The sequence below is a fragment of the Citrobacter sp. RHBSTW-01044 genome (assembly GCF_013781945.1).
Taxonomy (GTDB): domain Bacteria; phylum Pseudomonadota; class Gammaproteobacteria; order Enterobacterales; family Enterobacteriaceae; genus Citrobacter; species Citrobacter braakii.
Window position 1 is genome coordinate 2654398 of the sequence record NZ_CP056180.1, and the last position, 15732, is coordinate 2670129.

Below are 15732 nucleotides of genomic sequence, written 5' to 3' on the forward strand. Positions count from 1 at the left end.
ACCTTATTCCTCCAGTTGTTGAAGACTGCGGCTGCGAATCTCTTGTTGCAGCTTCTCAATCACTTCATTTACGTCCAGGCTGCCCAAGTCTTTGCCACGACGGGTGCGCACGGCAACTTTGCCTGCTTCTACCTCTTTGTCGCCACAGACCAACATGTAAGGGACACGACGTAAAGTGTGCTCGCGGATTTTAAAGCCAATCTTCTCATTTCTCAAGTCTGCTTTTACACGAATACCCGCATTTTGTAGTTTCTGCGTTAATTCGTTGACGTATTCAGACTGTGAATCGGTGATGTTCATGACGACAACCTGAACTGGCGCAAGCCAGGTCGGGAAGAAGCCAGCGAACTCTTCGGTCAGGATACCGATGAAACGTTCCATCGACCCAAGAATTGCGCGGTGAATCATAACCGGCACCTGACGCTCGTTGTTTTCGCCAACATAAGAGGCGCTTAAACGGGACGGCAGAGAGAAGTCCAGCTGTACAGTACCGCACTGCCATGCACGATCGAGGCAGTCATACAGGGTAAATTCAATTTTCGGACCGTAGAATGCGCCCTCACCCAGTTGGTACTCAAACGGGATGTTGTTTTCTTCCAGCGCAACGGCCAGGTCAGCTTCAGCACGGTCCCACATTTCATCGCTACCGATACGTTTTTCGGGGCGAGTGGACAGTTTGACGACGATTTTCTCGAAGCCAAAGGTGCTATACATATCGTAGACCATACGAATGCAAGCGTTAACTTCATCACGGATCTGCTCTTCTGTACAGAAGATATGTGCATCATCCTGAGTGAAGCCACGAACGCGCATCAGGCCATGCAGCGCGCCTGACGGCTCATTACGGTGGCAGCTACCAAACTCAGCCATACGCAACGGCAGATCACGATAGGATTTCAGACCCTGATTGAAGATCTGCACGTGGCCCGGGCAGTTCATGGGCTTAATGCAGTATTCACGGTTCTCAGAGGAGGTCGTGAACATCGCATCTTTGTAGTTATCCCAGTGACCTGTTTTTTCCCACAGCACGCGGTCCATCATGAACGGACCTTTAACTTCCTGATACTGGTATTCTTTCAGTTTTGAGCGAACAAAGACTTCCAGTTCACGGAAGATTGTCCAGCCATCATTGTGCCAGAACACCATACCCGGCGCTTCTTCCTGCATATGATACAGGTCAAGCTGCTTACCGATTTTACGGTGGTCGCGTTTGGCCGCTTCTTCCAGACGTTGCAGGTAGGCACTCAGGGCTTTTTTATCGGCCCATGCAGTACCATAAATACGCTGCAGCATCTTGTTATTGCTGTCGCCACGCCAGTATGCCCCAGCGGTCTTCATCAGTTTGAAGTGATGACAGAAACGCATGTTCGGCACGTGCGGGCCACGGCACATATCGACATATTCTTCATGATGGTACAAGCCAGGCTTGTCATCATGGGCAATGTTTTCATCAAGAATGGAGACTTTATAGGTCTCGCCACGCTTCACGAAGGTTTCACGCGCTTCGTACCAGCTGACTTTCTTCTTAATGACATCGTAGTTTTTCTCAGCGAGCTCGTGCATCCGCTTCTCGAGCGCGTCGACATCTTCCTGGGTTAGCGTACGGTCAAGATCGATATCGTAGTAAAAACCGTTATCAACAACCGGTCCGATCGCCATTTTGGTGTGCGGCCAGAGTTGTTTGATCGCGTGCCCTAACAGGTGCGCACAGGAGTGACGAATGATCTCCAGACCTTCTTCATCCTTCGCGGTGATGATGGAGAGCTTCGCATCGTGCTCAATCAGATCGGAAGCATCTACCAGCTCACCGTCAACACGGCCAGCAATAGTGGCTTTCGCCAGACCTGGACCGATGTCCAGCGCAACATCCATGGGGCTTACAGCGTGGTCGTAATGGCGTTGGCTGCCATCAGGAAGAGTAATAACAGGCATGTTATATCCTTATTTGCAGTGGTGACCCACACGTAAGATCACATACAAAGATTCAATATTTAAAATCATCAAAAAGGTGTGGGCTGATTCCCGCTTCACTCTGCGAAATATGTCACTGGTCGCCTTAATGGCTACACTGGACCTACACCCGCTTTTTGATAACACCGTTTGACAGTGTACACGGCATTACGAGCCGATCAAAGCAACAATCAACGCGTACTCTATGATGTAAATCAATTCACTGACACCCTGACGTTTTTGTTACACTTGTATAAAGTTATCTAACCTGAGCAGGAAAAGGACAATGCCAACAAATCGCTTTGCGAAGAAACACTGGAAGATGGTTGTGATACTGCTCGTTATTTGTGCGGCAATGCTGATGCTACGTTGGGCTGCGATGATCTGGGGTTAAAATACTGGTACACGCAGTTCCGGTTCCGTTGTATTTATCAATTAAATCGAATTCGTCTGAAAATAGCGCGTTATTGATAAGTATTAAAAATAAAACACAGATTTAATATTAAATAAATTTAACGTTAATTGAGAAAAGCCGGGCCAATTATTTGACCCGGCTTGTCATTACATACGATAGCCGAGTGACACAGTAGTACGACGATCGGTATGCTCCGGCGCTGTTGCCGGTGGTTCAGAGTTCCAGGTAACGTTGTAAGCCACCTTTAACCCAAAGTGTTCGTTGATAGCAACGTTCAAGGCCGTTTCAGAATTGAGCGTTGTATCGTCAGCACCAAATACCGACACACCTTGCGTAAACTTAGTATTATCCGTCATCTGCCACGCATAGGCCCCGGACGCATAGCCCAGCGGCTGTGTTTCGGTGGTGCCATCCGTGTGCTCGTCATAGCGCACACCTGGACCGAATTCAAAACGGAAGCTGTGCACCGGTCCGTTGAGGAACTGACGACCATAACCTGCGGTCAGCACGTCACGCTCGCGATAGCCGTTGTAACGGTCGGTCAGCCAGCTTGCCTGCCCAAAGAGATAATCATAGTCGGTCATGTTGTAACGACTACGACCACCTACGGCATATTTCTCCGATGAACGCTCATCATTTGAGGAGGTATTGCTGGCATTTCCCCACAAAGACCACGCCGTAGTTTGACCGTACCAGGTCATGGTGGTGTCTGCAGTTAAAGAAGAACTTTTTGTGTTGCCTGACTGGGCGAGATATCCCGCGTTCAGGTTACCTTCAAAGGGTTTTTTCGCGCTGGAAGGGTCATCCATGACAGTAAAAACGGAATCATCGGCGGCAGCCTGCATTGACGCAAGCAGGCCACCCGTCAGCAGTAACGCTGCGGGCACTGTCTTCAAAAGCTTCATTTATTAAGAGTCCGTACAACAAAAAAAGAGACCATAACGGTCTCGGAAACTTTCATATGGATCAATGACAAAAGACCCTTGAAAGGTAACAAATTATAAAAAGACTCGAATAACATAGCAATAAATTCTTATTTCATTTTTTGAATAAGAGCGTTCCTAAACCGTTTTTTTATTTATATATCTTTAACGCGATTATTTTAAATAAAGATATGAAAAATCATGTTGTTAATTACTTCACTTTCGGGGGGTTAAGTGCCAGACTGAGGACAGCCTAACAGGAGGTAAAGATGGTACGTATCTATACGTTAACACTTGCGCCCTCTCTCGATAGCGCAACAATCACGCCGCAAATCTACCCGGAAGGTAAGCTTCGCTGTACCTCGCCGGTTTTTGAACCCGGCGGCGGCGGCATCAACGTCGCTCGCGCAATTGCCCATCTTGGCGGCACCGCTACGGCCATCTTCCCTGCGGGTGGCGCCACCGGAGAGCATCTTGTTACTTTGCTCGCCGACGAAAATGTTCCCGTATCCACCGTCGAAGCTAAAGACTGGACCCGACAAAATCTCCATGTCCACGTTGAGTCCAGCGGCGAACAGTATCGTTTCGTCATGCCAGGCGCTGCGCTCACCGATGATGAGTTCTACCAACTTCAGGATCAGGTGCTGGAAATTGAGTCTGGCGCACTGCTGGTTATTAGCGGCAGTTTGCCGCCTGGCGTACAGCTTGAGAAGCTGACCCGGCTCATTACCACAGCACAAAAACAAGGGATTCGCTGTATCGTCGATAGTTCTGGCGAAGCGCTGGCAGCAGCATTAACCATCGGCAATATCGAACTGGTCAAACCCAACCTCAAAGAACTGAGCGCGCTGGTGAATCGCGAACTCACGCAGCCCGATGATGTGCGCAACGCCGCGCAGGAAATCGTGCAAAGCGGAAAAGCGCATCGCGTAGTGGTCTCGCTTGGACCACAAGGAGCGCTTGGCGTTGATCGTGAAACCTGTGTCCAGGTGGTTCCGCCACCGGTGAAGAGTCAAAGTACCGTAGGTGCGGGCGACAGTATGGTCGGGGCCATGACGCTTAAACTGGCGGAGAGCGCACCTTTTGCAGATATTGTTCGTTACGGTGTCGCCGCAGGTAGCGCCGCCACCCTGAATCACGGTACGCGTCTGTGCGCTTTAGACGATACGCAAAAAATATACGCGTATCTGGCTCAGTAATGACGGCTTCCCCTTGTCTAGATACAAGGGGATTTCCCCGTAAAACTGTCGGCATGGGTGTTATACGTCTATGATAAAAAATCACATGATTACAAAGCAGTGAATCATGTGCGACCAGGCGTCTTCACAACGATGCGAGGTGAAGAAGAACGACACACATTAAGTGCCTTTCCAGCGATGACGCGTCCGTGGTGTGCGTCAGTTCGTGTTTTTTAACCGCATTCTTGCGCTAACCTTATGATCTGGCAGACAACATGGGGAGAGACATCATGTGGCAGGCTATCAGTCGTCTTTTAAGCGAGCAATTAGGTGAAGGCGAAATCGAACTGCGTAACGAACTGCCCGGCGGAGAGATCCACGCCGCATGGCATTTACGCTATGCGGGGCGCGATTTTTTCGTTAAATGCGATGAAAGAGAGCTGTTAACCGGCTTTACGGCGGAAGCCGATCAGCTGGAGCTACTTTCTCGCAGTCAAACCGTATCTGTACCGAAAGTCTGGGCGGTAGGCGCAGACAGAGATTACAGCTTTCTGGTGATGGATTTCCTCCCTCCCCGTCCGCTTGATGCGCACAACGCGTTTATCCTCGGCCAACAGTTGGCGCATTTGCATGAATGGAGCGATCAGCCGCAGTTTGGGCTCGACTTCGATAATGCGCTCTCTACCACGCCGCAGCCCAACACCTGGCAACGTCGCTGGTCAACCTTTTTTGCCGAGCAGCGTATTGGCTGGCAGTTGGAACTCGCCGCTGAAAAAGGCATTGCGTTTGGCAATATCGACGCCATCGTCGAGCATGTTCAGCAGCGTCTCTCTTCTCATCAGCCGCAGCCGTCTCTTCTGCATGGTGATTTGTGGTCCGGGAACTGCGCTCTCGGCCCGAACGGCCCGTACATCTTTGACCCTGCCTGCTACTGGGGGGACAGAGAGTGTGACCTGGCAATGCTGCCGTTACATACCGATCAGCCGCCGCAACTCTATGACGGTTATCAGTCTGTTTCTCCGCTACCATTGGATTTTCTCGACAGACAGCCTGTCTACCAGCTCTATACGCTGCTGAACAGGGCTATTCTGTTCGGGGGACAGCATCTGGTCGTGGCGCAGAAAGCGCTGGACAGGTTACTGGCGGCTTAGCAAAGTCGCACGTTGCTTATCTGGCCTGGCGTTTCACAACGCGTCAGGCCTGATAGTGCAGCAGTTACAAAAAACCCAGTAATGAAAAGAAGAAGTAGCCAATCACGATAACGATCACCGGCAAAATATAGAGCGGAAAAATTTGTAAAAAGATCGTATGGTGCGGTACCACAATACGCGACTCAAGTTGCTCGCGTGATGACCCTTCACTGCCCTTTGCCTGTTCCAGAATCAACTGATCCTCAACGCCCTCGCGTAAATAACGCGCCTGACGGCTCATTCTGGCGCCTGAATCCTGCAACGCCAGACCGATAAAAATCAGAATGAAAATCAGCCAAAAAACGAGATTCAGTCCACTTTGAAAATCGGGCGTCGGCGAGTTATACCAAAACACGTTAAGAAAAGGTGTGTTCACGCGCATCATATCGATCATCACGTGAGCAAAATCGAGCATGACCGCGTTAATCCCTTCCTGCTTTTCGCTGTGCGCATACATAAACTTCAGTACTGAAACCAGGGTTGAAATCAGCGCGGGAATGAAAATCACCCATCCCACCAGCCTTTTCAAGATGGCAATGCGTCCAGCTTGTTGATACGTCATGAGTTCCCCTTGATTAAGACGTGTCATTTTGGCCTAAGTTTACCCGTTGATTATCGTTTTCGCCTGATCTTTAAAGGCGGTATACTGCTGAATTAGCCATAATGAACGCTCAGAGCCCGTCCTGGCTGGCTCTTAATCCCTTTTATCACCCGTAAAGGAGAGGTTGTGATGTCAACCCCGCGTCAAATTCTTGCTGCAATTTTCGATATGGATGGATTACTGGTCGATTCTGAACCGCTTTGGGATCAGGCCGAACTGGATGTGATAGCAAGTTTAGGCGTTGATATATCCCGCCGCCATGAACTTCCCGATACACTTGGCTTACGCATCGACATGGTGGTTGATTTGTGGTTTGCGCAGCAACCGTGGAACGGTCCCTCACGTCAGGAAGTAACCGAGCGCATCATTACCCGCGCAATTGCGTTAGTTGAAGAAACAAAACCACTGCTGCCGGGCGTGCGTGAGGCCGTGGCATTGTGTAAATCTCAGGGGTTGAAAGTAGGACTGGCATCCGCCTCGCCGCTGCATATGCTGGAAAAAGTGCTAACCATGTTTGATCTGCGCAGCAGCTTCGACGCACTGGCTTCTGCGGAAAAACTGCCCTACAGCAAACCGCACCCGCAGGTTTATCTCGATTGCGCGGCGAAACTGGGCATTGACCCTATAAACTGCGTAGCACTGGAAGACTCGGTGAACGGCATGATTGCTTCGAAAGCCGCCCGTATGCGTTCCATCGTAGTACCTGCGCATGAAAATCAGGACGATCCTCGCTTCGTTCTGGCCGACGTCAAACTGGCCTCGCTCACCGAACTCACTGCCGCTAACCTGCGCGGCTAATCCTGCGACGGGCAATGATCGCATTGCCCGCCTGCCGGACGCTGGGCACGCCTGATGACCTGAAAGGCCCGGTCGTGTTCCTCGCAAGTGCTGCCTCGGACTATATACATGGTTATACGCTAGCCGTGGATGGCAGTTGGCTGGCGCGGTAAAGGCGCACTTGTGACAAAGGGTTACAACGTCACCTCTTCCGCCTACTGTATAAAACCCCTATACTGTATGAATCGACAGTTTATTGGGTTTTATCATGACGGCGGAAGGTCACCTTCTTTTTTCTATTGCCTGTGCGGTATTTGCCAAGAATGCCGAGCTAACGCCCGTTCTTGCGCAGGGTGACTGGTGGCATATTGTTCCTTCAGCCATTTTAACGTGCTTGCTGCCGGATATCGATCATCCCAAATCCCTGCTGGGGCAGCGTCTGAAGTGGATATCAAAGCCCATTGCCCGGGCATTTGGTCATCGCGGATTTACACATAGCCTGCTGGCGGTTTTTGCCCTGCTGGCCACGTTTTACCTGAAAGTCCCTGATACCTGGATAATTCCAGCGGATGCCTTACAAGGTATGGTTCTCGGTTATCTCAGCCACATTCTGGCCGACATGTTGACCCCGGCGGGCGTCCCCCTGCTTTGGCCCTGCCGCTGGCGTTTTCGTCTGCCTATCCTCGTGCCGCAAAAAGGCAACCAACTGGAGCGGTTTCTGTGCATGGCGCTGTTCGCGTGGGCAATCTGGATGCCGCAGACCGTACAAGAGAACAGTGCGGTGCGCTGGTCATCACAGATGATAAATACGCTGCAAATGCAGTTTAATCGTTTTATAACGCACCAGGTTGACTAATAAATCAGCCATAAAGTTATTTTTGGCATAAACAATTCCATTTGAATATAAGAGGCAAGTCACAGTTCTGCTAATCTTGCGCCAACAGAATCACCGTCACACGGTGATACGCATAATAAGATCAGGAGAACGGGGATGAACTATCCATTAATCGCGAACATTATCGTGTTCGTAGTGCTGCTGTTCGTGCTGGCGCAAGCCCGTCACAAGCAGTGGAGTCTGGCAAAAAAAGTACTGGTCGGTCTGGTCATGGGTGTGGTGTTTGGCCTCGCCCTGCACACCATTTATGGTTCCGACAGCCAGGTTCTTAAAGATTCAGTACAGTGGTTCAACATTGTCGGCAACGGTTACGTCCAACTGCTGCAGATGATTGTCATGCCGCTGGTGTTTGCGTCTATTCTCAGCGCCGTTGCGCGTCTGCACAACGCCTCTCAGTTAGGTAAAATCAGCTTTCTGACCATCGGTACGCTGCTGTTTACTACGCTGATTGCCGCGCTGGTAGGGGTTCTGGTGACCAACCTGTTCGGCCTGACCGCAGAAGGTCTGGTGCAAGGTGGGGCCGAAACCGCTCGTCTGAACGCGATTGAAACCAACTATGTTGGCAAAGTAGCTGACCTCAGCGTTCCACAGCTGGTGTTGTCGTTTATACCGAAAAACCCGTTTGCCGATCTGACCGGAGCTAACCCGACGTCAATTATCAGCGTGGTTATCTTCGCGGCATTCCTCGGTGTTGCCGCACTGAAGCTGCTGAAAGATGATGCGCCGAAAGGCGAGCGTGTGCTGGTCGCTATCGATACCCTGCAAAGCTGGGTGATGAAGCTGGTTCGTTTGGTGATGCAGTTGACGCCGTACGGTGTTCTGGCGCTGATGACCAAAGTGGTTGCGGGCTCCAACCTGCAGGACATCATCAAGCTGGGTAGCTTCGTCGTGGCCTCTTATCTCGGTCTGGGCATTATGTTTGTGGTACACGGGATCCTGTTGGGTGTTAACGGCGTTAGCCCGCTGAAATACTTCCGCAAGGTGTGGCCGGTGCTGACTTTCGCCTTCACCAGCCGTTCCAGCGCAGCCTCAATTCCTCTGAACGTTGAAGCGCAAACCCGTCGTCTGGGCGTGCCTGAATCCATCGCCTCTTTTGCCGCCTCCTTTGGCGCCACCATTGGCCAGAACGGTTGTGCAGGGCTGTACCCGGCAATGCTGGCAGTAATGGTCGCCCCGACCGTCGGGATCAACCCGCTGGACCCGATGTGGATTGCCACGCTGGTTGGTATCGTAACCGTCAGTTCCGCAGGGGTTGCGGGTGTGGGTGGCGGTGCAACGTTTGCCGCGCTGATCGTCCTGCCAGCTATGGGTCTGCCGGTCACGCTGGTTGCGCTGCTGATTTCCGTTGAGCCGCTGATCGATATGGGTCGTACCGCGCTGAACGTGAGCGGTTCTATGACAGCCGGTACGCTGACCAGCCAATGGCTGAAACAGACCGATAAAACAATTCTGGACAGCGACGATAACGCCGAACTGGCGCATCGCTAAGTCTGTTAGACTGAAAAACAAAAAAAACCGCCGGAGTGTCATGCTCCGGCGGTTTTTTTATATCCATTAATCGCTCAGTTCATTTTCCTGGCGAACCTGATTAGCCCAGCGTTGCGCTGATTCCGGGACCGTAAATGCAGGCGAACGCTGAAACGCCTCCCCTATTAAGACAAAAGCGACATATTTTCCGCGCAGTATCCATACGTCACGAAACGCATCCATTTTAACTGCATGCTCTGGTGGGGCTGGCTCCACGCGAGGAACATAGCTAATTACCGGACGATTTTGTTGGCGAAGAGGTTTCATAATCAGTTGCTTCACTAAAGACTAATTCTAAAAATCAGAAAACGGCTATCTTAGCCGATTTTGCCTCCTGACGTCCTGCCTTGCGTGCGCTGTTTGCCTGGTTCATCGCGCTTTACGCCCTCGGTCAGTTCCTGCACCACTGAGCAAGTGGTCTATAGTTAAAGCTTTTGACGGCAACAACGACCTTTAAGCGATGAAAACAGGAGACGAGTTTAATGTCACAGAATGATAAGCACCCACTCCATCACTCAGCGCCGGTTCATGATGCCAGCGAATCCCAGCCAGGACTTGACTCACTGGCGCCAGCAGACGGTTCACATCGGCCAACACCTGAACCCACACCACCTGGCATGCAGCCCACTACGTCCGGCAGCTTAAAAGCGCCTGACACCAAAAGTGACAAACTCAACGCGCTGGAAAGTTTTCGCAAAGGCAGCGAAGATTTTGCTCTGACAACCAATCAGGGAGTGCGCATCGCGGACGATCAAAACTCTCTGCGCACAGGAAACCGTGGGCCAACTCTGCTGGAAGACTTTATCCTGCGGGAAAAAATCACCCATTTTGATCACGAACGCATCCCGGAGCGGATCGTACATGCTCGAGGTTCGGCCGCTCATGGTTACTTTCAGCCCTATGCCAGTCTCAGCGCGACGACGAAAGCGGACTTTCTGAGTGATGAAAATAAAATCACCCCGGTTTTTGTCCGTTTCTCTACGGTTCAGGGCGGCGCAGGCTCAGCGGATACGGTCAGAGATATTCGAGGATTTGCGACCAAATTTTATACTGAGGAGGGCATTTTCGATCTGGTGGGAAACAACACGCCAGTCTTCTTCATTCAGGATGCCCATAAATTCCCGGATTTCGTTCATGCGGTAAAACCGGAGCCGCATTGGGCTATCCCACAGGGTCAAAGCGCCCACGATACCTTTTGGGATTATGTCTCGTTACAGCCAGAAACGTTGCACAACGTTATATGGGCGATGTCCGACCGGGGTATTCCACGCAGCTATCGCACGATGGAAGGCTTTGGCATTCACACGTTCCGGTTGATAAATGCGCAAGGGAAAGCCACCTTTGTCCGTTTTCACTGGAAACCGCTGGCGGGCAAAGCTTCGCTGGTATGGGATGAAGCGCAAAAACTTACCGGTCGTGATCCCGATTTTCATCGCCGCGATCTGTGGGAAGCTATTGAAGCAGGCGATTATCCGGAATACGAACTGGGGCTGCAGCTCATTCCTGAAGAAGACGAATTCAAGTTCGATTTTGACCTGCTCGACCCGACCAAGCTGATCCCAGAAGAGCTGGTTCCGGTGCAACGCGTCGGTAAAATGGTGCTGAATCGTAATCCGGATAATTTCTTCGCCGAAAATGAACAAGTCGCTTTTCATCCCGGACACATCGTCCCTGGTATCGATTTTACCAACGATCCCTTGCTGCAAGGCCGCTTGTTTTCGTATACCGATACCCAAATCAGCCGCCTGGGCGGGCCCAACTTCCATGAAATCCCGATTAATCGCCCGACCTGCCCGTACCATAATTTCCAGCGTGACGGCATGCATCGTATGGACATCGATACCAACCCTGCCAACTATGAACCAAATTCCATCAATGATAACTGGCCGCGTGAAACGCCGCCGGGGCCAAAACGCGGTGGATTTGAATCGTATCAGGAACGGATTGAAGGAAACAAAATCCGCGAACGTAGCCCCTCTTTTGGCGAATACTATGCGCACCCTCGCCTGTTCTGGCTAAGTCAGACGCCAATTGAACAGCAGCATATTATCGGCGGATTCAGCTTCGAACTCAGCAAAGTTACGCGCCCCTATATTCGGGAAAGAGTGGTCGAACAGTTAGCCCATATTGATACAGCCCTCGCCGAGGCGGTTGCCGATAATCTCGGTTTTGAGCTAACCGAGGAACAGGCCAAAATCGCCCCACCGGCTAACGTGAATGGTTTGAAAAGTGCGCCGTCACTCAGTTTATATGCGGGTGCGCAAGGTGAGATTAAGGGCCGCGTGGTCGCCATTCTACTTAATGACCAGGTGAAATCGGGCGACCTGCTTGCCATCATGCAAGCCTTACAGGCCAAAGGCGTTCACGCCAAACTGCTCTATTCCCGAATGGGTAATGTGGTTGCCGATGATGGTTCCGTCCTGACAATCGCCGGTACCTTTGCGGGTTCACCATCGCTGACCGTCGATGCGGTTATCGTTCCGTGTGGCAATATCGCAGATATCGCTATGAACGGTGATGCCCGATATTACTTACTCGAAGCGTATAAGCACTTAAAACCTATCGCACTGGCTGGCGATGCGCGTCAGTTTAAAGCAACGTTGAATATCAAAAATGAAGGAGAAGAAGGCGTGGTGGAGGCAGACAGTGCAGACGCACAGTTTATGGATACCCTGCTGACGCTAATGACTGCGCACCGCGTCTGGTCACGCGCCGGAAAAATCGACACGATACCTGCCTAAAAAAATGCGGCGCATTATGCGCCGCAAACTCAGGAGTTACACGTTCAGAAAACTGCCAAGACGATAACCGCGCTCCGCAATAGCATATTTCAGTGACGGAGACGTCAGCACGTCGAGCTCAGTTAAGCGGGGGTAACAGTAGGCACTTTGACGAATAATGTCATCGATAAAGGCCGGATGACACATCACTTCCAGCGAGGACTCTCCCCGGTCTGCTGACGCGTCAAGCGTTTGCAAAAACAGGGCTTCAGAAATCGCTTCGCCATAAAACTCGCTGCTGAATCCCTGGGAAGTCCGTAACGTCTGCGGAAAGTCAGACGCCTGGAATACCGTCTGACGATCGATCCGTAACGCAATCCCCCGTTGGGCAGCAAACCCGGCCACGATCGGGAAAATCTGCGGGAACATATGCACATGGTGATGGCTATCCAGATGCGTTGGCTCCCGCCCGAACAGGTCAATAAAACGCTGATACTGCGCGGCCAGTTCCTGAGAAATTTCATCCAACGGCAAGGTGTCTTCTTCAGCCATCTGCCAGATCCATTTTCCCAGTAACCCGTCACGAGTAAGGCCTGGCATTGCCGTCAACGGCCTGCCCAGCGTCAGAACAAAATGCATCCCAACGGCAAGTTCAGGAATGTCGCGACTCAGCTGTACCGCATGGTCAATGGCTGCGCCATTAACCAGTGCGGTTGTCGAGGTGACCACGCCATTGCGACAGGCTTCAACAATGCCGTAGTTTTGTCCTTTACTCAGGCCAAAATCATCCGCATTTACAATCAGTACGCGTTCCATAGCCGACCTCAGTTAGTGTTGTTCGCTTTTGAGTTTCTCGATACACCCGGCGAAGTTTGGCAGCCATTTTTCATGCGCCAGAATCAGCTCACGCGCCAGAATCTCGGCATCGCTGTCAGAATGCACCAGCGGACTCAGGTTCAACGCCAGCAGCACATCATTCAGTTCGCCGCTCAGTGCCGCATTGCTCGCCGCGACTTCAAAGCCTTTTATGGTATAGATAAGGCCGAGCACTTTCTCATCAAAATGGGTAATACGTGGGTGCGGCGTGGCGCCGTTGCGTCCCAGTATACAGGTCATCTCAACCGCCCAGTCCGCCGGGATATTGTCAACATGCCCATGATGTGGAACGTTGACATAGTGCTCGGTCTGTTTGTCGTTGTAGATGGCGTTGATCACTTCACAGGCCGCATCGGAGTAATAGGCTCCACCGCGCTGTTCCAGCTCTTTCGGTTTCACGTTCAAATCCGGATTTTTGTACAGATCAAACAGTTGTTTCTCCACTTTCTGTACCACCTGAGCGCGAGCGCCGCCCTTATAGTATTCACCCATTTCAATCGCCAGCATCTCTTTTGGCTTGAAGTAATAGAGCAAATATGAGCACGGCAGCAGCTTCAGCGAGCGAATCAAACCTTCACTGAACGGCAGATCGAAGATGTTCTTCACGGTGGAGGCTTTCAGTTGACCTGAAGCCACGCCATCCAACAGTTCATCAAAGCGTGATTTACCATTCACCAGTACGTCTTTAATAAAGACCATATGGTTCAGACCGAACAGATCGATGGATAAGTCATCGCTCTCTTTCAGCGCCAGCACATCGCTAATGAACATTTTCATGCCGACAGGAATATTACATACACCGATGAATTTCTTAAAATTCGTATGGCGATAGACCGCTTCCGTCACCATCCCGGCCGGGTTAGTAAAGTTAATCACCCACGCATTCGGGCACAGTTCTTCCACATCTTTGACAATATCAAAGATAACCGGAATAGTACGCAGACCTTTGAACAGCCCACCAGCGCCGTTGGTTTCCTGCCCCAAATACCCGTGGCTCAGCGGAATGCGTTCATCCTTTTCGCGAGCTTTCAGTTGCCCTACGCGCAGTTGGGTGGTAACGAAATCAGCATCTTTCAGCGCTTCACGGCGGTCCAGCGTTTTAAACAACTTCATCGGCACGCCAGCTTTATCGATCATGCGCTGGCAAAGGTCAAAAATAATGTCCAGCTTCTCTTTTCCATCGTCGACATCAACCAGCCACAATTCAGAAACCGGTAATTCATGATAGCGCTTAATAAAGCCTTCAAGTAACTCAGGGGTGTAGCTGCTCCCGCCACCGATAGTGACGACTTTTAATTTCTGGCTCATACTTTCTCCCTTCAGTGTCAAAACACTGACGTGTATTATGCTCAACCCGTTTGTCAGGTATAGCGTGGCTGTCCCGACGCTATTTTGGGCAAGCTATAAAAAATGGGTTATTGGCAAATAATATCTACTGATTAAATTCAGTTAATTTCTTACGATAGCTATTAGGTGTAAATGACGTCAGCTTTTTAAACGTTTTAATAAACAGACTTGGACTACTGTAGCCAGATTCGTAAGCAATATCCGTTACAGAATAGTTAGTCATTTCCAGCTGTTTTTTAGCAAAGTTAATGCGGATTTCATTAATGATCTGCATCGGCGTTTTGCTGTAATAACGCTGGGTTGCGCGGGTCAGATACTCCTGGGATTTCGCGGACAGGTGTACCATGTTTTCCAGCGCATTCTCGCTAAACTGCCGTTTGTCATGCATGGTCTCCACGGTGGTTTTAAGCCACTGCGGAATATCATCCAGCACCTGCTCTTCGCGATGATGGCGCAACCGGTTAATAATATAGAAGGTGACCACTTCTACAAATTCATCCAGTCCGCTCTCGCGAAAGTTTAGTGATGCAATAACCGTTTCAATGTAGGTGAGAAACGAATTATTCGCCCGATAGACCTGCGATGCAACGAAACAAAATGGCAGCAGCGGGTGGTAGTGCTGTTCAAAAAAGCGTTTACTGATACCGACGTTCAGGATCCTTGTCGCCCCAAAATCATAAAAACTCTGGTGGTGCGATCCCAATGGAATAAAAACAAAGTCCCCGCGTTCGAGCAATACGCGTTTACCGTTGATTTCCTGATAATAGCGCCCGGTTAAAACCAGGGTAAATTCGTAGTAGTCATGTTGATGCAGCCCGCTGATGCTCTCAGTTTTGTTATAGATGAACACATGGAAATTTTTGCCATTAAACAGCTGCTGCTCATAGACGGTTTTGATTTCCGGTGCGTTAATCTGTAGCTGCATTATGCACTCCTCGCTATTTCAGCTTTTCGTGAAGCTCAATCAGTTCAGTCACCAGCTCACGCGCCAGCATTGATGTCATCAGGTGGTCCTGAGCATGAACCAGCACCAGGCTAACTTTCATTTTACCTTCGCCCTGATCGCCTTCAATCAGTTTCGTTTGCACGAGGTGCGCTTCATTCAGCGCCAGGCGAGACTGGTCCATCATAGCCTTAGCTGACTCGAAATCGCCTTGCTTGGCCATTTTGAGCGCGCCGTACGCCAGGCTACGCGCCTGACCGGAGTTGATGATGAGACCCATCACCACTTCTTCGAGTTCTTCTGCTTCTGACTGCGTGTCGACGATGTTTTCGATATCCAACATACTTTTTTCCTCTGGTTCAGTCCGGCATGACAGTGAAGCCATGCCGG

15 protein-coding genes and 1 pseudogene are annotated in these 15732 nt (G+C 50.8%); 8 read left to right on the top strand and 8 right to left on the bottom strand.

Annotated elements, in window-relative coordinates:
- Positions 1–3: 3 nt before the first annotated feature.
- Complete coding sequence (gene thrS, locus HV352_RS12820) at positions 4–1932, bottom strand: threonine--tRNA ligase (RefSeq protein ID WP_016152864.1); 1929 nt, start codon at positions 1930–1932, stop codon at positions 4–6.
- A 304-nt stretch (positions 1933–2236) separates the two neighbouring features.
- Between thrS and yniD the strand changes: the two genes are divergently transcribed.
- The gene (yniD, locus tag HV352_RS12825; RefSeq protein ID WP_003030590.1) at positions 2237–2344 is read left to right on the top strand and encodes a small membrane protein YniD; all 108 of its coding nucleotides are present in this window, start codon (positions 2237–2239) and stop codon (positions 2342–2344) included.
- 167 nt (positions 2345–2511) lie between these two features.
- Here yniD and HV352_RS12830 read toward each other — a convergent pair whose 3' ends face one another.
- Positions 2512–3270, bottom strand: coding sequence for a YdiY family protein (locus HV352_RS12830; RefSeq protein ID WP_016152863.1), 759 nt, complete (start codon positions 3268–3270; stop codon positions 2512–2514).
- Between the two features lie 287 nt (positions 3271–3557).
- Here HV352_RS12830 and pfkB point away from each other — a divergent pair, with 287 nt between their 5' ends.
- Both pfkB and HV352_RS12840 read left to right on the top strand, forming a co-directional pair.
- Positions 3558–4487, top strand: a complete 930-nt coding sequence (gene pfkB / locus HV352_RS12835; protein ID WP_181634801.1) for a 6-phosphofructokinase II — start codon at positions 3558–3560, stop codon at positions 4485–4487.
- Between the two features lie 269 nt (positions 4488–4756).
- On the top strand, positions 4757–5617 hold the full coding sequence (locus HV352_RS12840) for a fructosamine kinase family protein (protein WP_016152861.1): 861 nt from the start codon (positions 4757–4759) through the stop codon (positions 5615–5617).
- Positions 5618–5681: 64 nt separating this feature from the next.
- On the opposite strand, the gene HV352_RS12845 is transcribed toward HV352_RS12840, so the two are convergent.
- Positions 5682–6218 (bottom strand): YniB family protein, encoded by a 537-nt coding sequence (locus HV352_RS12845; protein WP_181634802.1) that lies wholly within the window; start codon positions 6216–6218, stop codon positions 5682–5684.
- A 168-nt stretch (positions 6219–6386) separates the two neighbouring features.
- Between HV352_RS12845 and hxpB the strand changes: the two genes are divergently transcribed.
- From hxpB to tcyP, 4 genes and pseudogenes are all read left to right on the top strand, one after another.
- Positions 6387–7055 carry a hexitol phosphatase HxpB gene (gene hxpB / locus HV352_RS12850; RefSeq protein ID WP_181634803.1) on the top strand — a complete coding sequence of 223 codons (669 nt, stop codon included), beginning with the start codon at positions 6387–6389 and terminating at the stop codon, positions 7053–7055.
- Positions 7056–7078: 23 nt separating this feature from the next.
- Positions 7079–7207, top strand: a pseudogene (locus HV352_RS12855) (2-deoxy-D-gluconate 3-dehydrogenase); the annotation flags it as partial.
- Positions 7208–7290: 83 nt separating this feature from the next.
- Positions 7291–7890, top strand: coding sequence for a metal-dependent hydrolase (locus HV352_RS12860; protein WP_087050648.1), 600 nt, complete (start codon positions 7291–7293; stop codon positions 7888–7890).
- Between the two features lie 135 nt (positions 7891–8025).
- Positions 8026–9417 carry a cystine/sulfocysteine:cation symporter gene (gene tcyP, locus HV352_RS12865; RefSeq protein ID WP_019078417.1) on the top strand — a complete coding sequence of 464 codons (1392 nt, stop codon included), beginning with the start codon at positions 8026–8028 and terminating at the stop codon, positions 9415–9417.
- Positions 9418–9483: 66 nt separating this feature from the next.
- On the opposite strand, the gene cedA is transcribed toward tcyP, so the two are convergent.
- Positions 9484–9726, bottom strand: a complete 243-nt coding sequence (cedA, locus tag HV352_RS12870; protein WP_029139771.1) for a cell division activator CedA — start codon at positions 9724–9726, stop codon at positions 9484–9486.
- Between the two features lie 212 nt (positions 9727–9938).
- Between cedA and katE the strand changes: the two genes are divergently transcribed.
- Positions 9939–12197, top strand: coding sequence for a catalase HPII (gene katE, locus HV352_RS12875; protein WP_181634804.1), 2259 nt, complete (start codon positions 9939–9941; stop codon positions 12195–12197).
- 36 nt (positions 12198–12233) lie between these two features.
- Here katE and chbG read toward each other — a convergent pair whose 3' ends face one another.
- The 4 genes from chbG to chbA form a co-directional block, all read right to left on the bottom strand.
- Complete coding sequence (chbG, locus tag HV352_RS12880; protein WP_019076632.1) at positions 12234–12992, bottom strand: chitin disaccharide deacetylase; 759 nt, start codon at positions 12990–12992, stop codon at positions 12234–12236.
- A 12-nt stretch (positions 12993–13004) separates the two neighbouring features.
- On the bottom strand, positions 13005–14360 hold the full coding sequence (locus tag HV352_RS12885; RefSeq protein WP_103283882.1) for a 6-phospho-beta-glucosidase: 1356 nt from the start codon (positions 14358–14360) through the stop codon (positions 13005–13007).
- A gap of 124 nt (positions 14361–14484) precedes the next feature.
- Positions 14485–15327, bottom strand: a complete 843-nt coding sequence (chbR, locus tag HV352_RS12890; RefSeq protein ID WP_085951046.1) for a transcriptional regulator ChbR — start codon at positions 15325–15327, stop codon at positions 14485–14487.
- A 10-nt stretch (positions 15328–15337) separates the two neighbouring features.
- Positions 15338–15685, bottom strand: a complete 348-nt coding sequence (chbA, locus tag HV352_RS12895) for a PTS N,N'-diacetylchitobiose transporter subunit IIA (protein WP_003030618.1) — start codon at positions 15683–15685, stop codon at positions 15338–15340.
- Positions 15686–15732 lie beyond the last annotated feature (47 nt).

Bases quoted from the DNA above. Each gene is read 5' to 3' on its own strand.
- thrS (WP_016152864.1), bottom strand. From the start codon at position 1,932: ATGCCTGTTATTACTCTTCCTGATGGCAGCCAACGCCATTACGACCAC.
- yniD (WP_003030590.1), top strand. From the start codon at position 2,237: ATGCCAACAAATCGCTTTGCGAAGAAACACTGGAAGATGGTTGTGATA.
- HV352_RS12830 (WP_016152863.1), bottom strand. From the start codon at position 3,270: ATGAAGCTTTTGAAGACAGTGCCCGCAGCGTTACTGCTGACGGGTGGC.
- pfkB (WP_181634801.1), top strand. From the start codon at position 3,558: ATGGTACGTATCTATACGTTAACACTTGCGCCCTCTCTCGATAGCGCA.
- HV352_RS12840 (WP_016152861.1), top strand. From the start codon at position 4,757: ATGTGGCAGGCTATCAGTCGTCTTTTAAGCGAGCAATTAGGTGAAGGC.
- HV352_RS12845 (WP_181634802.1), bottom strand. From the start codon at position 6,218: ATGACGTATCAACAAGCTGGACGCATTGCCATCTTGAAAAGGCTGGTG.
- hxpB (WP_181634803.1), top strand. From the start codon at position 6,387: ATGTCAACCCCGCGTCAAATTCTTGCTGCAATTTTCGATATGGATGGA.
- tcyP (WP_019078417.1), top strand. From the start codon at position 8,026: ATGAACTATCCATTAATCGCGAACATTATCGTGTTCGTAGTGCTGCTG.
- katE (WP_181634804.1), top strand. From the start codon at position 9,939: ATGTCACAGAATGATAAGCACCCACTCCATCACTCAGCGCCGGTTCAT.
- chbG (WP_019076632.1), bottom strand. From the start codon at position 12,992: ATGGAACGCGTACTGATTGTAAATGCGGATGATTTTGGCCTGAGTAAA.
- HV352_RS12885 (WP_103283882.1), bottom strand. From the start codon at position 14,360: ATGAGCCAGAAATTAAAAGTCGTCACTATCGGTGGCGGGAGCAGCTAC.
- chbA (WP_003030618.1), bottom strand. From the start codon at position 15,685: ATGTTGGATATCGAAAACATCGTCGACACGCAGTCAGAAGCAGAAGAA.